Below are 18,454 nucleotides of genomic sequence, written 5' to 3'. Positions count from 1 at the left end.
CCTCTCTATTTAGTCCCCATAAAGTTGAATATGATTGTTTTTACTCCCATGGTTGATGAAGCGATTCGGGGTTCCTGATAGTTCTCGGGCACGTTTGCGCTAAACGATACCCGCATGATTGGCTTAATATTTCCATGGATTAAGGCACTTAGCATCGAGCCTGGATTATTCTGCCCACGCCCAGGTACGTTTACAGATGGTTTCATCTGAACGTCGTCTATCTCTTCAAACGTAACTACTCTGTGAGGGGTATTTTCATCCGTTCCAGCAAATGAAACCGCTATGAAATCAATCGGATATCTCATTTTATTGATATCCAGCAGCAGTTTTAGTTCATACTGCTCTAAAAATGCCTCGAACTCTATATCCAGCCAGACCGGTTCACCTTCTTCTATAATCTGCTTGGATTTAAATGACCGTATCTGGCCGAACGTTACGACCTTAGGACAATTTACAATTGCTTTTTCCATGCTGTTCACTCCTCTTTTTTGTGTTTATTCCATAACCACCCAATACTGAGGTCCACAAATCGGAATAGCGACTCGCTTACCTATTAAATTTTGTTTATCAAGATTCGTTTCGGTAACTATTAAATGATGCGTGCCGGGGCTCTCGAATAGTCTATTCTTGGGACGAATGCCTTCAATAAAAGAACCATCCGGCCAGACTGCTTTAAGATGTCTCATTTTTATCATCTCCTCACTTTTTAAAACCTTACCCTGCCCTGCCTTACCCCTCCCCGCCCGGTCCGTCCTAGCCCCACCGTGCCTTACCAGACCATGCCCCGCCCTACCCTGTATGCTGCATTATTGCTCAATAAATTTTGTAACTATGAATTTACCGAATTTACCCCCACGTCCTGGGCGAAAATCACCTATCCCTACGTATAGTCCGGCATGATCTAAGGCCTGTTTAACAACCTCAATAGGAATTTGTTCATCTCCAATATTGATTTCAAATTCTAATTCCCACTCCTTAAATATTGGTCTGTAACGTACTATCCGTGCTTTCTGTATGACAACAGGACGACTATCGGTTTCATAATTCTGTATCAAATGAGTGATAGCATCAGGGGAAACAGAGACAGCGGAACCAATGAGTTTTGAATAGGTTGCCCCTCGTTTGCCTGGTATTTTTAGTGTTTTACTGGCCTCTTTAAGCGAGGCTTCAATATGGCTCGCTGGCTGATAAATTTGTCCATGATCATCCTTGTATAACGATAGTTCAGCCTCTGCCTTCCAATCTGGTACGCCGGTGCGTCTTTTTGACGTATCGTCTGCCCCCGCCATCGGGAATCTGTGCATCAATAATGGGGTGATACCTTTGATTTTAGTTAAAACAGTTTTCATTGATTTTCTTTCCTTTCCCTTAGCACAATTTTTATTAAGATAGGCCATCATTTTTTACAATTGTGAATTTTGATGTCTTATCTCTTTACAAAGGAGCTCTTTAATTGCTGTCATCTCTTACACTCCTATTGCCTGTTGCTGGTTACTAATGGCAGCTCTATTTGGTTACGGCTAAGCCACGTCAGTACACGCACTGAATGAAATCCACCAGGCAACAATAACCATAATTTTTCTCGCTTAAATCCTTTAATTATTGGCGCACACTGGTCTAGCCATATTACGTTATCAGCATGTTGACGCAACCAGCTAATTAACGGACGCCTCTTTTGGACACAAGACGAAACGGCCCCCTTTATTCCATACCCATTTAGCTTTGCATCAGTGCGTGTAATTTGGTAAGGGGGGTCAAGAATAACCCAATCCCAGTGACGTTTATCCTGTGCAATAAATTCCTCAACAGTACAATTTGCCGTAGCATTTTGATGTGCAATATCTACTCGCTCACTTCCTATCGTGCTGGAGCCAGAGAATAAGTGCAGGATATTACCGCTAATGAGGGATTTGATTATGCTTACAACCACAGGTGTAAATGCTCCGGGATAACCGGTATTATTAAACCCCATTCCGCAGGCTTCTATTTTGAACCCTTTGGCTGTCATGCCGTCACCTCAACTATTCCTTCAAAAATCATTTGTTTTTTGAAGCCTCCCATCCGATAAGATTTTTGGCTTTAAAATTTATGCAAAAATGGGGGTGGGTTTTTTGAAGCATTTTAATTGCCGGCCTTTATCCGGTTATAGACCCAACCGGCTGTAATTCTTAGCCCGGTCTGCTCGCTCAATATCCTCGCCGTCTCGGAATAACCCTGATTTTCTTTAGTAATCCGGTTAACCCGTGAGCAGGCTATCTCGTGGGCTTCCAAAACCTTATTGAAGTCTATTGCCTTTCTTGGGCGACCGAATGCCTTACCCTTAGCCTTTGCTCTTGAAAGTCCGGCGTTAACTCTTTCAATAATGGTGTCCTTTTCAAACTGGGCAAAAGCGGCATAGATGTTAAACATCAGGTCTCCAGCTGGACCTTGGACTGAAAGAACAGGGACAGTGGTAACAATAAAATCTATGCCGGCATTGCGCAGCATTTTAACGGACGAGGTGGCCACCGTAATGTCGCGGAATGCCCGGTCAAGTTTCCACACCAGTAACCCCCGAAACTTTCGGGCAGATGCATCCACTAACAACTGTTTCCATGCCGTCCTGCGGACGAAATCATTGGCCGAGGCATGATCTATATATTCCCTGGTTATTTCCATGCCGTTTTCCTGGCAATATTTCCGCAGCTCCATCAGTTGGACTTCCGGATCCTGATTTTTATCCCGAGTGCTTACCCTGGCATATAACGCGACTTTCATTTATCCGAGCCCTTTGAGAATGATTTAACAATCTTCATGTCAGCTAACTCCTATTCTTTTGGAAACATGGAAACAATAAAGGAATCTCAAAGCTAAGTTACGTTGTTTCCAAAATGTTTCCATTTTATTATTGTTAAGTAGTTTATTTGTTCGTATATCAATCGTGTTACCAAAATGTTTCCAGCTAACATTATGTCTGTTTCCAATGTTTCCAAAATTTAGGGCTTGTTTCCAGGTCTTGGAAACAACGTAAGCCACGATTGGAAAAAGTGGTTTGTTTCCATGTTTCCAAAATTTTGATATACCCCCCGCCGGTAAAAAATATTTACACATTTTCCATGCCTTCCAGCGGCAGGGATGTTGTTTTAGCCAATCCGATAGCCTCATTTTTAACCTTGACTACCCGGAATGACTTCGGGATAGCCGTTACTCTGGCCATGACCGTAGGCCTGCCGTCATTGGAGGCCTCAGTAAATCCCATGCGGTTTAAATCCCGCCATGTTTCCAGCTCGTTGATGGTATATGGATTGTTGGACTTTGCGCAGTGCTGGACTATTACCTGGTAAGTGGCGGCCGGATCCAGCAGGGTATGCCCGTTCATATAATCCCGCCAGCCGATAGCGGTCTTACCTGATGGCAACTCAGTCAGCGCGGCATCATTTTTATTGCGTAATACTGCCGTACCGATACGCAGCGATGCCTGGATAGCCTCAATAGCTCTCTGACCTGGGCGTTGTTCCTCAACCATTTCGCCCTGCTCCTTGGCCATGTCCATGAAATAACGGCGGCCCTCATTCATGAATAAATCGTATTCGTCTGCCTTAAGCTCTCCAGTAGATTTAGCAAACTCTAAAGCGGTAGACAGCGCAATCAGAAGGATGGCTACTACATCCGGCAGGCGGGAATGTATTTTGCAGTCGCTTAATTCATTGGTAATCTCAGCCCGCAGCTGGGTAAATTTCTGCCGGAGTTCACATTTGCGCTCAAGCCAGTTCGGTTGTAACCAGGCGATATAGTTGGCCATGGCCTGGCGGTATAGGTGGCGGTCCTTAGTCTGAGCCTCGGTCATTAAGCCGAGGTCAACCATTTCCTTTTCCAACCGCACGCTGATAATACGGGCGGTATGGGAATGGCCGGAGGGTGTATGCTCACCTGATGTAACCAACATACCGCGGGGATAATAACTCAGGCGTGAGGTTGTGTCTGAGCGCATCCGGCCGCGCCCCTGGTGATTGCCCTGGGCACGAATGATATGCTCAGCTTTAGCTTCCAACTCGCGTTTCTTATTGTTATCCTGACCAGGTGCCCAGTCATCTATAACCAGCGGCAGGTCCTTAGCGGTGAACAACAGTTTTTCCAGCTGGTTACCGGTATCCCGCCAAGACGCCGGCAGATGGTTATTGTCAAAATCTCCGAAATGGCAGAGTGCCAACGCAGACAGAGTTGATTTATAACTGCCGGACACAGCCACCAGCCATAAGGTAAAAGCCGGTTCAAGGGCTTCGGCCAGCGGAGACAGATACATCGTTGTCCAAAGCGGCAGGGTAACGGACAAGTCAGCGATATAGAGAAAGTTCAGGCTGGCCCGGACAGATTCCCTTAATTTCTCCGGGTCCGGTGTGCCCAGGAAATACCTCTGCAGCTGGGGTTCCAGGTCTACATCCACTCCATCACAGCCTATAGCCCCGCCCTGGGAGAGGAATATATCTTGCCCGTTAATATGACGCCAGCCGGTATGGGTATATATATGACGGGATTGGGCGTTTTGGGAGAGCAGCTGCATAGCCTCTCTGAGGCAGTCTTTAACGCTCTGACCGGCGCCTATGATGGCCCGCATTCCCCATTCTGATACTACCCAGTTTAATCCAGGGAAAGATGATGCAGACACCTCAATAGCGGGCAGATTATTACCGGCGTAATCATGGCCAAGTATCCGGAAAAACTTGGATACTTCTACCCCGTTGTCTCTGGTTATTTCTTCTGTTACCCTGGCTGTAAAATTACACAGGGGGAGAGTCAGCGATCCATCTCTGCCGCCTTTTATTAGACAGACCCTGCCGTTTTCCACACAATACCGCTCTCCGGATATCTCACGGAGGGAGTCCTGTATTAGCGGCGGTACATAGACCGGTGCCTCGGCTACCAGTTTTTCCAGCTGGGAGGCAGTTCCGCCGGCATTCAGCCAGTCGGAAAAGTCCTTAACCCCTGTATAGCCGTCCTCAGTCTTCTGGAATTCACCCGGCATCTCTATAATTTTTACCGGTACGCCTCTGTTATGTACGGATAGGGCGACCTCGGAGGCATGTTTGCGGCCGGGTTCGTCTTTATCGGCGATAATGATCACTTGAGGCGCACCTTTTAATTCATCAGAATATTTGTCTTCCCACTTGCCGGCGCCACAATCATTACACGTTGCGACCAAGTTTAAGCCTCGTATGTTATCAACGTCCTTTTCACCTTCAGCAATGTAGACTGATTTACCTTCAGCTATCCCGCGTACCAGATTAGGCAGCCGGTACAAAATATGGTCTATCCCATCCATATTATTGATGTAGTACCCGTTCTGATCCGGGCGTCTAAATCTGAAGGTTTTTGGCTGGTAGCGTACATGCTCGTAGTATATGGATCCGTCTTTTTGCTCATACGGGTATGCCATAACTATCCGACCCAGCGGTGAATTTTTCTTGGATGACTTGGCAGTTTTGGGCATTGCATCATTAACAGGCATATCCAACGCGGACATGATCGTCTCATAGCTACATCCGGCAAAGCATTTGATCAAAATCTTGCCACTCTTTTCGCATACTGATAGTGACGGGTTTTTATCGGCATGCGCAGGGCAGCAGGCCATCCAGCCGGAGCCGTTCTTTTTGACGCCCTGGAGTTTGGCCAGTATATCGTCTATCGTATATTTACGTGTTGCTGTTGTCATATTGGACCTCATTTCAGACTAGTTAAATGGAAATAGCCGAACTTAGGGTTTCTGACCGGGAATTCATTGCCGGCTTTCCGCATGGCATCTATCGGGCTATCAGCCTTTCCCTCCCACCATTGACCGGTGCGTTCATTCTTGATACGATAAGCCACTTGTTGTTGAGGCATTGCCTCATTCCCCTTTCTGGGACGAAGCTCACACTTCGCCCCAAAGTATTTCAGCCTTATAAGCCGTTTAAGTTGCCCCAGGTTTTCAGACCGGCGGCTGTCCATTCCTCCTATCTGATTTTCTTTATTAGCAGCCTTAAGGGCTTTTTGCTGTCTTAATAGTTCAATATTTGCTAATCTAGGTCTCCCACCAAGCTTACCGATTTTCTGTAACCACTCGACTCCGTATCGTTCCAGAATAGCTTGACCTCCGAGTGCTCCGGCATTTTTACGTTGCCGAATTTGAGATGGAGTCATGGGATATAGTTCTATTTCTGATTTATTAGTTTCCATCGTTCTCCTCTGTACCAAACATCGACTCTTGAATTTGGAGACGCAGTTCCGGATAAGTCCGAGCGACACTTGTCAAAAATGCAGGTGAGGGTTGCATTTTTTTGTGCTTAATTCTGCACCATATTGCTGGGTCAAATCCTATTGTCCGGGAAAATTGGTTTCCCGAGATGCTGTTTTTGCCAAGGTATTGTTTGATAATATCAACTATTTTGTTGCTCATTTCTACATGAGGATACCACTACCATTGACTTAAGTCAATATATAATTGACACTTTTGTTAAATATATCTACAACTTGTAAATATTCAACAGGCAAGTGAAAATAGGTGCTATGGAAGATAAGTCATCAATAGGTATAACGCTCAAAGAGTTACGCAAAAAAATAGGTATGACGCAGAGTGAATTAGCCCGGAGATCAGGTGTAGATCGTGCCTACATATCCCAATTGGAAAGCGGGAAAACATATAGTGCTACACTTGGAATTGCGCAGAAGTTAGCGCGTGGACTTGATATTTCGACATCAGCATTATTGGGTGAGAAAGAAGAATCTCTTGGTAATTTATTAAGCCGCGCACAAGCAATATCCAGAAGAATGGATGATATTGAATTCATCCCAGTAATTGGTTATATACCCGCAGGATATCCGGAATTAGTAGATGAAGAGGCAGCATCTGATTATGTTCCTGTCCCAAAGGAATTATTAAAAAATGCGAGTAAGAGAGTGTATGCGTTGAGAGTGAGCGGTGAGAGCCTCAAAGGGGATGGGATTGAAAACGGCGATATAATCATTGTTGATAAAGATTCAGAGATGTTTGAAGGTAAAATTTATGCCGTTCGTACAGCGCATAATGAAGTGACTGCAAAACATCTATATTTGAATAATGGACAGATTATTCTGCGGTCCTCAAATGGAGATTATAAAGATTTAGTTATGACTAACGCTGATATATTGGGAAGAGTTATTGCTTCTATCAAAAGATTCTAATATACATAACATAATGCAAAGGAGAGTGGCTCCGCCTGGTTTTTTAGCTTTTGACTTTTAATCAGACCCTTTACAGGTTGCAAGTCCTGTTTCCAACCCACCAGTATATCCGCCTCGGCCACCAGCTCTTTCACTCTGGGTGAAACCCACTTAGCCAAACCCGGCCCTACCCCGGCTATATAGACCCGGCCGCAGCAAACGGCAGGTTTGGCCGGAAATAACTCCGGGTGAATAAGGTGAGCCAGACACTCCAGCCCGTCCACCATCCGGGGGCCTGCCCGGCTGACCAGGTCACTGTGGATACCAAAGACCCGCCCGGTCCGGCGGGCGGTTACCTCTGCCAGAACAGGCTCGCCAAGGGCGATATTAAGCGGTTCCCGGGGGTTATCCCCGTAACCGGTTTCGGCAATAATAATATCCGGGTTTTTGAGTTTAATATCCTCTTTGGCAGGATACGGATAATAACGGCCGAAATCCCGCCCGATATTATACCCCCCGGCCATCTCAATCAGGGTATCCCCTATGGTATCCGAACCAAAGGTTTTCCAGGTCTGGCATTCATGCAAAACATAAACCAGGGGGCGGTTTTCCGGTGACAGGGAAGCGATTTTGGCGGTTATAAAGTCTGTCCGCCTGCCCAGTGACTCCGCCAGCAGTTCAGCGGCCTTAGCCCGCCCGGTACACTTGCCCACTATCCGGATAGTTTCCAGCAAACCTTCTACCGTGCTTGGTTCAAGCACCAGCACCGGATAACCCAGCGCCTCCAGCCGGGGGACAATATCTTTTAAGTGTATCTGCCCGGCCAGTATCAAATCCGGCTGTATTTTGCCAATCTGGTCGACGTCAACTGTACTGTAACCGCCAGCCCTGGGCTTGTTTTTGGCTTCGGGAGGGTAATCACAGTAGTCAGTCACGCCCTTTAAAAGGTCTTCCGCTCCCAGGGCATACACTATTTCGGTCAGGCTGGGGGCAAGGGATATAATCCGCTGGGGCAAGCAGCCGAAATGAACCTGGCGTCCGGCCTGGTCAGTTATCTGGCGGGTGGCGTATTTGGCAGCTGTACTCATTTTTTACCCCCGGAGTGATAATTGGGGTCTTTGGCCAGCTGGATGCTGAGGGCTTTCCGGCAGGCGGAGGTAACCGCTCTGGCCGTCATTTCCCCCAGCCGGGTATGCCCGCCGACATAGCGGCAGCCAAAATCCCAGCCGGAAACCGCTACTATCTGGTCAGTACCAGTGCCAGTTGCCTGCAAGGCCGGATTAAATGAACTGTGGATATTAAGGTCCTGCAGGGCCACCACCTTGGCTTCGGTAACAGTCACAAAGCTGGAAGCCAGAGCGGCAGAGTCCAGCCGGGCATTAGTGGCGGTAATGATATTTATAGTTCCGCAGGGCTGGCATTCCCCTTCAACCTCCAGTCCTGCGCCTTTATCCACCCCTATCCGCATGGCATTATGCTTAAAACCGGCCGTAACCCAGGCGCAGACCCAGAGCTTATCCCCGGATTCAAGAGTATAACAAACTTCGTCCATGCTGACCCCGGTGGACAGCATGAAGATTTCCTGGGTTTCAAGACTGTAAAATGAGGCCATCTCTTGCTTCAGGTCTTTTAAATAATCATCGTAATCTTTGTGGTTGAAATGAAGGTAATCACACAAATCTTTTGGCAGGTAGCAGTTGCAGACCAGCCGGATGCTGCCGTAGCCGTCTGTACCTGAAAGGGCGGCATGGTCTTCATCAAAAAAGACCGCCAGCAGATTAGCCGGGGCATCCCAGACACGAGTGGAAAACACTTCGGCTTTTACACCCGGCAAAGAACAGACCTCCCTTTCCAAAGTTACCGGTGAATACCCTGTATTTTTCAGTTGCATAAGCTTTTTCCTCCTACCAGACCGGGGTTTGCCGGCGGATTTGGCTGACTACCGCACTCAAAGTATCTGCGGTTTTTTGAATATGCTCCGGGGTGGTCATTTTACCCAGAGAAAGGCGGATAGAGCAGTTAGCCAGATCACGCTCAAGGCCGGTCGCCAGAAGCACATAAGGGGCTTCGTGGCTTGCCGAACTGCAGGCCGAACCGGTAGATACGCAGATACCCTGCTTGGCTAGTTCCTTGCTCAGGTATTCTCCCTCCACTCCTTCAAAACTGATATTCAGATTACCGGGCAGACGCTTTTGGGGGTGGCCGTTAAGGCGGCTGCCGGGAATAGACCCCAGTATGGCTTCGGCCAGTTTTTTACGAAGGGAGGAAACCCTGCCCGCCTCTTCTTGCATTTCCAGTGCGGCTATCCCGGCTGCCAGCCCCAGTCCCGCAATACCGGGCACATTTTCCGTACCCGAACGCAGGCCGCTTTCCTGCCCACCGCCCAGAATAAGCGGGGCTAAAGGCACATCGCCCTTGGCATAGAGTATTCCCACCCCTTTGGGGCCGTTAAACTTGTGGGCAGACAGGGATAAAAGGTCTATGTTATCCCGCTTTACATCCAGCGGCAGGTGACCGGCCATCTGGACGGCATCGGTATGGAAAATAACTCCCTGACGGCGGCAGACAGCCCCTATTTCAGCTACAGGCTGAAGGGTGCCGATTACATTATTGGCCGCCATAATGCTTACCAAAGCCGTTTGGGGAGTAATGGCCGCCTCCACGTCCTTAGGAGAAACCTGCCCGAAGGAGTCCACCGGCAGATAGGTAACCTCAAAGCCCTTCTTTTCCAGGGCATGACAGGCTAAGAGCACGGCATGGTGCTCAATCTCCGAGGTAATAATGTGTCTGCCCCGGCCAGCCATCGCCGCACCGCTGATAGCCAGATTGTCTGATTCGGTGCCGCCGCTGGTAAAGATAACCTCTTCCGGCTGGCAGTTAATCAGGGCGGCCACCTGCTCACGGGCGGTTTCCAGAGCCTCGTCCGCCCTGCGACCCATGGGGTGAATAGCCGAGGGGTTTCCGTAGTGCCAGGTAAAGTAAGGCAGCATAGCCGTAACTACCCTCGGGTCAACCGGGGTACTGGCGGCATTATCCAGGTAAATCAGCTCATCCATAGTATTTCCCCCTATATCCTGCAGGACTGCCCGGCAGGGCGGGCGGTTTTACCCCGGGAGTAAGCCACAATAGAGGCATCCAGTTCCGCCCCCAGCTTATCCAGCTCAGCCAATTCTTCAGCGGATAACCTGGCATATTCGTCACTGCGGGCACTGAAAGCTATCAAGGGCAGACCCAGCTTCTGCTCCAGCTGGCGCAGTTTTTCCATAGCAGTATCATCCAGCGGTTTAACCGGTATTTTAACGTAACAATGTGTCATTTCTCTGGCCATAAAAGCCACCTCCCATCAGTTCAAGCTTATTAAATATACCGCCAGCAGTATGCCCGTACTGATGGCAATGCTGATAGCGGACATCACCCCGAACAGCCTTACGGCCTGACCAATGTGACCGGGGCTGAGGGGTTTTGCCGCATCCCCCAGCGCATAGTGGCCAGCCCGCTCCAGCCTTACCCCCAGTGCTCCGGCAACAGATGCCATCGGCCAGCCGGCATTGGGGCTTTCGGTTTTGGACTGGTCCCTGAGGGCAATCCTCCAGGCGTTTTGGCCATCCATCCCCGAAACAAAAGCCGCCAGTATAAACATCAGCCCGGTAAGTCTGGACGGCAGATAGTTAATGATATCATCCAGGCAGGCGGCAAACTTACCCAGGTATTCGTACTCACCGCGGTGTCCCAGCATACCGTCCAGGGTGTTGCAAACCCGGTAGGCCACCGCCCCCGGCACACCCAGAATCAGAAAATAGAACAGAGGGGCTACCAGAAAATCCGAAGCGTTTTCCGCCAGCGAACGGATGGTGGAGGATATCATGGGCGGAGCAAATCCGTCCTCCTTGTCACGTTCAACCGTTGTCAGAAGATAGCGGATTTCCGGGGCGGCACTCTCTATCCGGTAGTCCCCGCCTTTCAGGTATTTCTCCACCAGTAAAGACATGCGGGCGTTAAAGCGTAAACAGAACGTGGTCTTCAGGATTAAAAAGGCGGCTATCAGGTATAAGGCAAAGCTTAGGCCGCCCAGATAATCAAGCAGCAGATAAGTCAGCCAGCCGAATAAAGCTATCAGGAACAAAGAGGCCGCCATGCCGAAGATATACTGCAGGGCGCGACTGCGTATCTTAAGCCCTGCCTTCTCCACCAGCGAAATCACCCGCCCTATCCAGACAGTCAGGTGGATAGCCGCCGGAGGCTCAGCCAGAGCCAAATCCCAAAGGACAGCCAGAATAAGTATCAGGATATATTCGTTCATTGTGTTTTATTCACCTAATAGTCTATACCCGCCCGGGCTAAAATACCCCGGTCATACGGGTGCTTCAGTTTGCGAAATTCAGCCACCAGGTCTGCTTTTGCCGCTACCTCTTTGTCCGCCGTTTTGCCGGTAAGCACCAGTGAGGTACGGGCCGGTTTGACGGAAAGCAGTTTTAAAATATCCTCTGTTTCTATAAAGCCGTAGTAACGGGCATTGTTTATTTCGTCCAGCACCACCAAATCCCATTTACCCGAACTTATCTGCCCTTCGGCAAACTTAAGAGCCTGACGGCAAAGTCTGGCATCTTCTGCCCGGGCGTCTGCACCGCTTAAAAAACTGCTCCGGCCAAAAACAGCGTATTCCACCCCCAGAGCTTTTAAGGAACTATATTCGGCATTCCGGCGTTCGCCTTTCATAAAGAACACTACCGTAACCCTGAGCCCGGCAGAAACAGCCCGCACAATCTCACCCATAGCGGCCGAGGTCTTGCCCCGCCCGTCACCGTAAAAGACCTGTACAAGACCGGGCTGGGGCTTCCCAGATACCTTAAACACAGCAATCCTCAAAATACTTTCTGGCTATATCCCGGCAGTCCGCACCGGTGCAAAGCACCTGCAATTCCCGGCTGCTGTCACGGTAAGCCGTAACCCCTTTAAGACCCAGCTCGTGGGCTTTAAGGAATAAATCTGCGATATCCTCAACCGAGGCATCGGCAGGGAAATTGACCGTTTGGGAAATAGCATTGTCAGTATATTTCTGGAAAGCTGCCTGCACCCTGATACACCATTCCGGCTGAATATCCCGGGCGGTAACCAGCAACCGGCGGTAATCCTCCGGTATCTCCGGGCAGTTACAGGGACTTTCCCCAGTAAGCAGTTTTTCTATAAGCGCCGGGCTGAAAAAGCCCCTCTCTCTGGCGGTTTCTTCAAAAGCATGGTTTATATCCAGCAGCCGCTGCCCGTCCAGTATGTTGCGGACCATAACCAGCGAATATATGGGGTGAATACCGACCGAGGTATCGGCAATAATGCTGGTAGTGCCGGTATTGGTAAAGGTAAGGCAGGTGGCATTCCGTCTGGGTTTGGCACCCTTTTGGGCATATATACTGCCTGCAAAAGCCGGAAAAGCCCCCCGTTCCAGAGCCAGCTCTTCGGTGGCCTGGCAGGCAGCTTCTTTTACAAAAGCCATAAGCTCATCTGCTGCGGATACCGCTTCCGCTGAATCATAGCGGATACCCAGCTTTATCAGCATCTCGGCAAAGCCCATAAACCCCAGACCTATTTTGCGGGTGGCCCTAGCCGCTTTTTCAACCTCGGCTGACGGATAGCGGTTTACCTCCAGTACGTCATCCAGAAAGCGGACAGCTTTGGCAATCAGCCCGCCAAGCCGCGGGTAATCCACCCGGCAGCAGTTGCCTTCTTTCAAGAGCATACCGGACAGGTTTATTGTCCCCAAAGTGGCTGATTCGTACGGTAGCAAAGGCTGTCCACCGCAGGGGTCGGTAGTTATAAATTCCCCAAGCCGGGGGGTGGGGTTATCTTTATTTATGCGGTCAATAAACATTATCCCCGGGTCACCCGTTTCCCAAGAGCTTCGGGCTATGCGGTAAAAGACCTCGGCGGCGGATAAACTGCCGCTGACCCTTCCGGTGCGCGGGTTAACCAGCTCATAATCTTCTCCGCGCCGGACTTTCCGGATAAAATCATCCGTCAGGGCAATATTGATGCCGAAGTTGGCGGAGTGACTGCCTTCATCTTTAGCCCGGATAAATTTTAAAATGTCCGGGTGATTTACCGGCAGACTGGCCGAATTGCAGCCGCAGCGCACCCCGGCCTGCTTTATGTAGTTGACCGCTTCCGAAAAGACCCCCACCAGCCTGACCGGCCCGCCGGCCACCTTATGGCCGCTTTTTACCGGGTCATCTTCCGGCCGTATGGCATCAAAAGCAAAGCCGGTACCGCCCCCGTACTGGTGGATAACCATGGCTTCGCCGACAGCTTTCGCTATCCCCGCAACCGAATCTGCCACCGGCAATACAAAACAGGAGGATAAAAGCCCCAGTTCCCGCCCGGCATTCAGAAGGGTGGGCGAATTGGGCAGGAACTCAAATCCGGTCATCATGCCGTAAAACTCTTCTGCCATACAGGCAGCCTTACCAGGCGGGTTATAGGCATTTTCAGCCGCCGCCACCGTGTCCGCTACCCTGCGGAACATATCCTCCGAGGATTCGGCAATATTCCCGTCCCCGTCCCGTTTGAGGTAACGTTTCTCAAGCACAATCCTGGCATTTTGGCTTAGTTTCATATTTATTCCTAAAAAATTACTTCCGGCTTCCAGCCGTTATCCCGGCTGTCAGAGGCCATAGTAACCACGTTATCAAGGTATCTGCGGGCAACTGAAGCGGCATCTTCCACCTGCTCCCGGCAGGCCGAAGGCCACGGAGCTCCCGGTACAGCAAAATAGGCCGTAACCCGGAAAAGAAGCCGGCGGTCTATTTCAGAGATAGTCTTAGCCAGCGCCCCAATCTCTTCCTCTTCCACCAGGTCGGGAATGAAAGCTATTTCAGCCTGAACCTTTTTACCGCTCTGGTAAACCTTCTTGAAATTAGCCAGTATGCCCGTATTGGACAGCCCGGTATATTCCCGGTGGACAGATTCGCTGGCAGATTTAAAGCCGAAAACCGCTTCGTCTATATCTGAAAGGTCGGTAAGTTTACGCCCGTTGGTCAGCAGGGTGTGGAAGCTCTTGTGCCGGGCATGAAGCCGGGCTGCCAGCAGAGGCAGTTCGAGGTCAAGCGAGGCTTCCTTGCCCATAAAGAATATATCTCTGGGGGTCAGGCCTTCAGTCTTTTCCAGCACTTCCTCAAGGGTTAAAAATCTGGCAGGATTTTTGGCTCTGGGAGCATCTTTAAGCTGTTCTACCGAACTGCCCGGCAGACTAAGGTCGTCAATCCGGTAGTTTTTATAACAGCCGCGGCAAAAAAGGTTGCAGCCCCAGAAGTGAAGCCCCAGCACCCGGTAATTCGGCTCATAGGTAATCTGGTAAATATTCATCTTGGCTAGTCAGGCTGTCCGGCCGTATCCCGGATACAGTTAGCCACCGCTTCTTTGGTAGATTTTATAACCGCATCAGCCATCATTTTACCTATTACAGTGTGCCCCTGAACATACTTGCACTTCTCTCCAAAGCCGGAGGCTACAATCACCTGGTCTGTACCGGTGCCGGTAGCCAGCCAGTCAGGATTATGGGAACTGCGTATATCCATTTCCTGCAAGGCTACATTCTTGGCCTCGGTAACGGTTATGATTGATGAAACCAGTGCCCCGTGGTCAAAAGAGGCATTGGTCACCACCACATGGCAGATAGTGCCGAAACCTTTGAATTCCCCGTTACGCTCTATACCCACTGCCGCATCTTTGCCTATACGCACCGCATTGTGGCGGACGCCGGCAGTGGTAAAGCAGACTACCCAGAGTTCTTCATACCTTTCCACCGCAAAAGCCAGATTACGCATCTGGACACCGGTGGAGAGAAAAGCGGTGTTTTCAATTTCAACGTCATATTCTTTAAGCACATCTGCCAGAAGCTGCCCGTAATAATAGAAATGGCTCTTGCTCTGGTCATGCATATAAAGGCCCAGCTCATCCGGTATATGGCAGATAGTTAAAAAGTCTGACTTCATAATACCGTGACGGCTGCTTATGACATCCCGCATTTCATTAAAACGCAGGGCAAAAACATTATTGGGATAGCCGATAGCCGTATAATAAACCGTATCGGCCGTAAAACCTTCAAACGAACCCAGAGATATCTTTTTAAGTTCACTCTTAGTAGTCAATTTTCTAGCCTCCTTAATCTATCCGGCTGTCTAATACAGCCGCACCACTTCGTACAGCAGGTCTGCTTTGCTTAAGTTTTGCTTGGTCTGCTGGGTGCAATAAACATTCTTCAGGTGCTTGCGGGCCACTTCCAGTGCCGTCTGCATCTCCTCAGGCGTAGGCGGCCGCCAGGGATTATCCCCGGATTCAAAATAAGCATCCATCCGGTAGGGTATATTTTCATCTACCGAAGCAATAAACCTGGCTATTTTTTCGGTTTCTTCAAGGTCAATATAGCCCGGTATAAACACGCTTTCAGCCTTCAGGTTAACCCCGGCCTGATAGTATTCCTTAAAATTTTCAAGCAGGCTTGAGTTGGAACGGCAGGTATAGCCGGCATATATTTCAGGGGTAATAGCCTTCAGGCTGACAATAACGTCATCTATATGGCTGGCATCCGCCATAGCTACCCCGTTGGTATGCAGGATTACCTTGCAGCCCCGCTCCTTCAGCCAGCGGCAGATATCCGGCAGCATCGGGTCAAGCGAGGCTTCCTGCCCTTCAAAGGCCACCTCGGTAAGTTCTATATCCTGAAGCAGGGAAATGAGCTTACCGAAGGAAAGCGGGGCAGACGGGGTCTGGGGGGGACAGAAACGGGGGTCACGGAAGACCACGTCCAGATTCTCCTCCAGCGCCATGCAGTTTATTTCCTTCTTGCACAAACAGCCCCTGCATTCCAGGTTGCATCCCCAGTGGAAAAGGTAAGCCTTTTTGATAGCCGGGGCATAGGCAACATGATAAACATTGGTCTGCCTGTCCATTTTATCTGCCCAAAGCTCCGGGTTATTCTGATATTTAAGGTTGGAGATAGTCATAAATTCCCTCGCAATTTACTTCTTTAAAATTTTGCCCTGTCTGACCGCCATGCAGGACATCCAGTGGCTGGTATCCCGGGAAACTTCCAGGATACTTTTTTCGGTTATTTTCTGGCTGTCAGTGCCCATCTGCTCACCCACTATTACCCCGGTCTCAACAGCCAGCCCTTTCTCAATCAAAAAACAGGCGGTCTGGGCAAGTGTCTGTTCCAGGTCACTAAGTACCAGTATATGATAGCCAGCCTTCAGGGCTTTGAGCATCCGCTCCCGTTTTAAGGCTAAATCAGATTGGTCAATATTGCCGGAGGCATCCGGTCTATAGACCACCTGCAGACAGTCTTCCAGTGAAAGCCGGGCGGAAGCAGCCAGTAACTGCAGGCTGGAAACAGCCGGTATAAATTCAATCCGGAAGTCTTTAAAGATGTCACTATAGCCGCCAAGTCCGGCCGAATATACCAGCGGGTCATCCATAACCAAAAGGGCAACGTCTTCCAGTTTAGCCCTGGCCAAACCGGCCGCCTCAGCCAGTAATTGCTGGTAATTAAGGCAGTTCTGCTCTAAAACCAGCTTGTTTTCCAGCCCGAATCCCAGGTTTTTTATAACTTCCGGCCAGCCCACAATAATACCGCAGCTTTTTACAGTCTCTTCGGCTGCCGGCGTCAGGAAAGCCCGGCCGCCGGTACCGACTCCGGTAACAAACACTCTGGGATAATATATTCTGGAAACAGTCCCGGCCATAGCCTTAGACTACCCGTTCCACTTCGTGGAGTATTTCCTGCTCAACTCCCTGACAGCCGGATACATTCGTCAGATAGCGGCTTACTCTTTCCACCGCTTCGGCCACCTCATAAGGGCTGGTTTTACGCCAGCTATTATTGCCGGCCGGGAAATACGGCAGCACAAAATACGGTATATCCGGGTTGACACCGGCTATAAATTGGGCTATCCGCTCAATTTCATCTATTTCCACCAGCCCGGGTATAAGTATGGAAGCGGCAGTCAGCTTTACCTCCGAATGGGCATAACGGATAAAGTTTTGCTTTATCGGCTCAACCGAACGTTCGGTGTACCACTGGTGCAGTTCCTCGGAAATAGCCTTTATACCCACCTCAACCGCATCGGTGTCTCCCAGGGCAGGCATTTTAAACCCGTTGGTATATAAAACATTTTTACAGCCATACCGCTCATGAAAAGCCCGGGTAATGGCGGCGTAATTCGGGTCAAGAGAGGCTTCTTCTCCGGTCAGGAACACCTTTTGGGGTTTCAGTTCATCAAGTCTGGCCAGTACTTCATCCAGTTCCAGCAGACGCCTGGGTTTAAAGGCATTTTCAGTTTGAGGCAGGTTACCAAGTCTGTTTTCTTTCAGCAGATGGTCATAAATACCCTCTTTGCACAGACACCCGTGACAGCTCATATTACAGCCCCAAAAACGCAGCGAGACACTCCCGGTAGTAGGGGTATGAGTAATATGGTATATATTCGTTTTCATAACTATTCCAACCCCGCGGCACTCTCCGCAATCAGCACCGGTTTGTCCACCAGAAAACAGTCTTCCAGTTCCAGATACCAGAAGGGGGCTACAGCCGGTTTGCCGTCATACAGACCGCATTCTTTATAGATTATCTTCTTGTCAGCTATTTCCAGTTTCTTCCTGAAAATAGGCCCGTCAACCGTAAGCGTATGGTAAAGGCCTACTTTACCGTCAGGCGAACTGGCATTGAGCAGCTTTAATTCCTCAAAGAGCTCATTATCCAGCTTCCGCCCCAGCCAGCCTTTGCCCAGGTTGGTATTGTCGGCAGCCACAATCAGGGTTTCAAAACCGGAATCTATAAGGTCACCGATAATGGATTCACGGTCTTCATCCCAGAGAGGCAGCACTACCCTCATACCGGCAGCCTGGCAGACCCTTTCCACCCACATCCGGTGTTCAAGGGCATCCGGGTTGCCCACGCTTACGTCCCCGAATACCGCTACCGTTATGCCCTCTTCGCGGAAACCTTTAAGCATCTTGATATAGTTATTTGTATATTCCTGGCCGCTGGTCCAGGTAACTTCCAGAGGAATACCGATAGCTTCCGCCTGACTAATAAGCAATTCCGGAGTGAAATGGTGGGGATAAAGGCGGCCTGTGCCTTCGGTAAACATACTGGCCAGATAGCGCACATCATAGCCGTCCTTTAGGGCCCGGTATAAAGACAGTGAGCAGTCTTTACCCCCGCTCCATGAAACAAATGCTTTTTCCATATTTTCATCCTTCTAAAAGTAATAGGTGCATTAAGCAACTAAGCCGTTAGGCATACAGCTCA

General features: G+C 49.6%; 20 protein-coding genes. 1 reads left to right on the top strand and 19 read right to left on the bottom strand.

What is annotated here, in order from left to right; all coding sequences use genetic code 11:
- Window positions 1–5 precede the first annotated feature (5 nt).
- The 6 genes from DET_RS08640 to DET_RS08685 all read right to left on the bottom strand — a co-directional run bounded on the left by DET_RS08640 (window position 6) and on the right by DET_RS08685 (window position 6,192).
- Window positions 6–470, bottom strand: a complete 465-nt coding sequence (locus tag DET_RS08640) for a hypothetical protein (RefSeq protein WP_041223320.1) — start codon at window positions 468–470, stop codon at window positions 6–8.
- Between the two features lie 336 nt (window positions 471–806).
- Window positions 807–1,400: a hypothetical protein gene (locus DET_RS01480; RefSeq protein WP_010936059.1), complete on the bottom strand. Its 594-nt coding sequence runs from the start codon at window positions 1,398–1,400 to the stop codon at window positions 807–809.
- Window positions 1,401–1,474: 74 nt separating this feature from the next.
- On the bottom strand, window positions 1,475–2,008 hold the full coding sequence (locus DET_RS08635; RefSeq protein ID WP_041223318.1) for a hypothetical protein: 534 nt from the start codon (window positions 2,006–2,008) through the stop codon (window positions 1,475–1,477).
- Window positions 2,009–2,121: 113 nt separating this feature from the next.
- The gene (locus DET_RS01470; protein ID WP_010936057.1) at window positions 2,122–2,757 is read right to left on the bottom strand and encodes a recombinase family protein; all 636 of its coding nucleotides are present in this window, start codon (window positions 2,755–2,757) and stop codon (window positions 2,122–2,124) included.
- Window positions 2,758–3,082: 325 nt separating this feature from the next.
- Window positions 3,083–5,689, bottom strand: coding sequence for a CHC2 zinc finger domain-containing protein (locus tag DET_RS08415; protein WP_010936056.1), 2,607 nt, complete (start codon window positions 5,687–5,689; stop codon window positions 3,083–3,085).
- Between the two features lie 8 nt (window positions 5,690–5,697).
- Window positions 5,698–6,192, bottom strand: coding sequence for a hypothetical protein (locus DET_RS08685; RefSeq protein ID WP_041223316.1), 495 nt, complete (start codon window positions 6,190–6,192; stop codon window positions 5,698–5,700).
- A gap of 315 nt (window positions 6,193–6,507) precedes the next feature.
- On the opposite strand from DET_RS08685, the gene DET_RS08410 reads away from it, so the two are divergent.
- Window positions 6,508–7,176, top strand: coding sequence for a LexA family protein (locus DET_RS08410; protein WP_041223323.1), 669 nt, complete (start codon window positions 6,508–6,510; stop codon window positions 7,174–7,176).
- On the opposite strand, the gene DET_RS01440 is transcribed toward DET_RS08410, so the two are convergent.
- Genes DET_RS01440 through DET_RS01350 form a run of 13 tightly spaced genes read right to left on the bottom strand, consistent with a single transcriptional unit; the run spans window position 7,173 to window position 18,392 of the window.
- Complete coding sequence (locus tag DET_RS01440; RefSeq protein WP_010936053.1) at window positions 7,173–8,243, bottom strand: ABC transporter substrate-binding protein; 1,071 nt, start codon at window positions 8,241–8,243, stop codon at window positions 7,173–7,175. The two genes, DET_RS08410 and DET_RS01440, sit on opposite strands and share 4 nt — an antisense overlap.
- Window positions 8,240–9,046, bottom strand: a complete 807-nt coding sequence (locus DET_RS01435; RefSeq protein ID WP_010936052.1) for an adenosylcobinamide amidohydrolase — start codon at window positions 9,044–9,046, stop codon at window positions 8,240–8,242. The genes DET_RS01440 and DET_RS01435 overlap by 4 nt, the downstream gene beginning before the upstream one ends.
- A 13-nt stretch (window positions 9,047–9,059) precedes the next feature.
- A complete protein-coding gene (locus DET_RS01430; RefSeq protein WP_010936051.1) occupies window positions 9,060–10,211 on the bottom strand; it encodes a cysteine desulfurase family protein in 1,152 nt (383 codons plus the stop codon).
- A gap of 11 nt (window positions 10,212–10,222) precedes the next feature.
- A complete protein-coding gene (locus DET_RS01415; protein ID WP_010936050.1) occupies window positions 10,223–10,483 on the bottom strand; it encodes a hypothetical protein in 261 nt (86 codons plus the stop codon).
- Window positions 10,484–10,498: 15 nt separating this feature from the next.
- On the bottom strand, window positions 10,499–11,455 hold the full coding sequence (gene cbiB / locus DET_RS01405; RefSeq protein WP_010936049.1) for an adenosylcobinamide-phosphate synthase CbiB: 957 nt from the start codon (window positions 11,453–11,455) through the stop codon (window positions 10,499–10,501).
- 14 nt (window positions 11,456–11,469) lie between these two features.
- The gene (locus DET_RS01395) at window positions 11,470–12,009 is read right to left on the bottom strand and encodes a cob(I)yrinic acid a,c-diamide adenosyltransferase (protein ID WP_010936048.1); all 540 of its coding nucleotides are present in this window, start codon (window positions 12,007–12,009) and stop codon (window positions 11,470–11,472) included.
- A complete protein-coding gene (locus DET_RS01390; RefSeq protein WP_010936047.1) occupies window positions 12,002–13,759 on the bottom strand; it encodes an adenosylcobalamin-dependent ribonucleoside-diphosphate reductase in 1,758 nt (585 codons plus the stop codon). The genes DET_RS01395 and DET_RS01390 overlap by 8 nt, the downstream gene beginning before the upstream one ends.
- 8 nt (window positions 13,760–13,767) lie before the next feature.
- A complete protein-coding gene (locus tag DET_RS01385) occupies window positions 13,768–14,508 on the bottom strand; it encodes a radical SAM protein (protein WP_010936046.1) in 741 nt (246 codons plus the stop codon).
- A 5-nt stretch (window positions 14,509–14,513) separates the two neighbouring features.
- Window positions 14,514–15,293 carry an adenosylcobinamide amidohydrolase gene (locus tag DET_RS01380; RefSeq protein WP_010936045.1) on the bottom strand — a complete coding sequence of 260 codons (780 nt, stop codon included), beginning with the start codon at window positions 15,291–15,293 and terminating at the stop codon, window positions 14,514–14,516.
- A 30-nt stretch (window positions 15,294–15,323) separates the two neighbouring features.
- A complete protein-coding gene (locus tag DET_RS01370) occupies window positions 15,324–16,148 on the bottom strand; it encodes a radical SAM protein (protein WP_041223315.1) in 825 nt (274 codons plus the stop codon).
- 15 nt (window positions 16,149–16,163) lie between these two features.
- On the bottom strand, window positions 16,164–16,886 hold the full coding sequence (locus DET_RS01360) for an SAM-dependent methyltransferase (protein ID WP_010936043.1): 723 nt from the start codon (window positions 16,884–16,886) through the stop codon (window positions 16,164–16,166).
- A gap of 4 nt (window positions 16,887–16,890) precedes the next feature.
- Window positions 16,891–17,637, bottom strand: coding sequence for a radical SAM protein (locus DET_RS01355; RefSeq protein ID WP_041223314.1), 747 nt, complete (start codon window positions 17,635–17,637; stop codon window positions 16,891–16,893).
- A gap of 2 nt (window positions 17,638–17,639) precedes the next feature.
- On the bottom strand, window positions 17,640–18,392 hold the full coding sequence (locus DET_RS01350) for a diphthine--ammonia ligase (RefSeq protein ID WP_010936041.1): 753 nt from the start codon (window positions 18,390–18,392) through the stop codon (window positions 17,640–17,642).
- Between the last annotated feature and the right edge of the window lie 62 nt (window positions 18,393–18,454).

The organism is Dehalococcoides mccartyi 195 (assembly GCF_000011905.1).
Lineage (GTDB): Bacteria > Chloroflexota > Dehalococcoidia > Dehalococcoidales > Dehalococcoidaceae > Dehalococcoides > Dehalococcoides mccartyi.
This window is presented reverse-complemented; position numbering and strand designations above follow the sequence as displayed.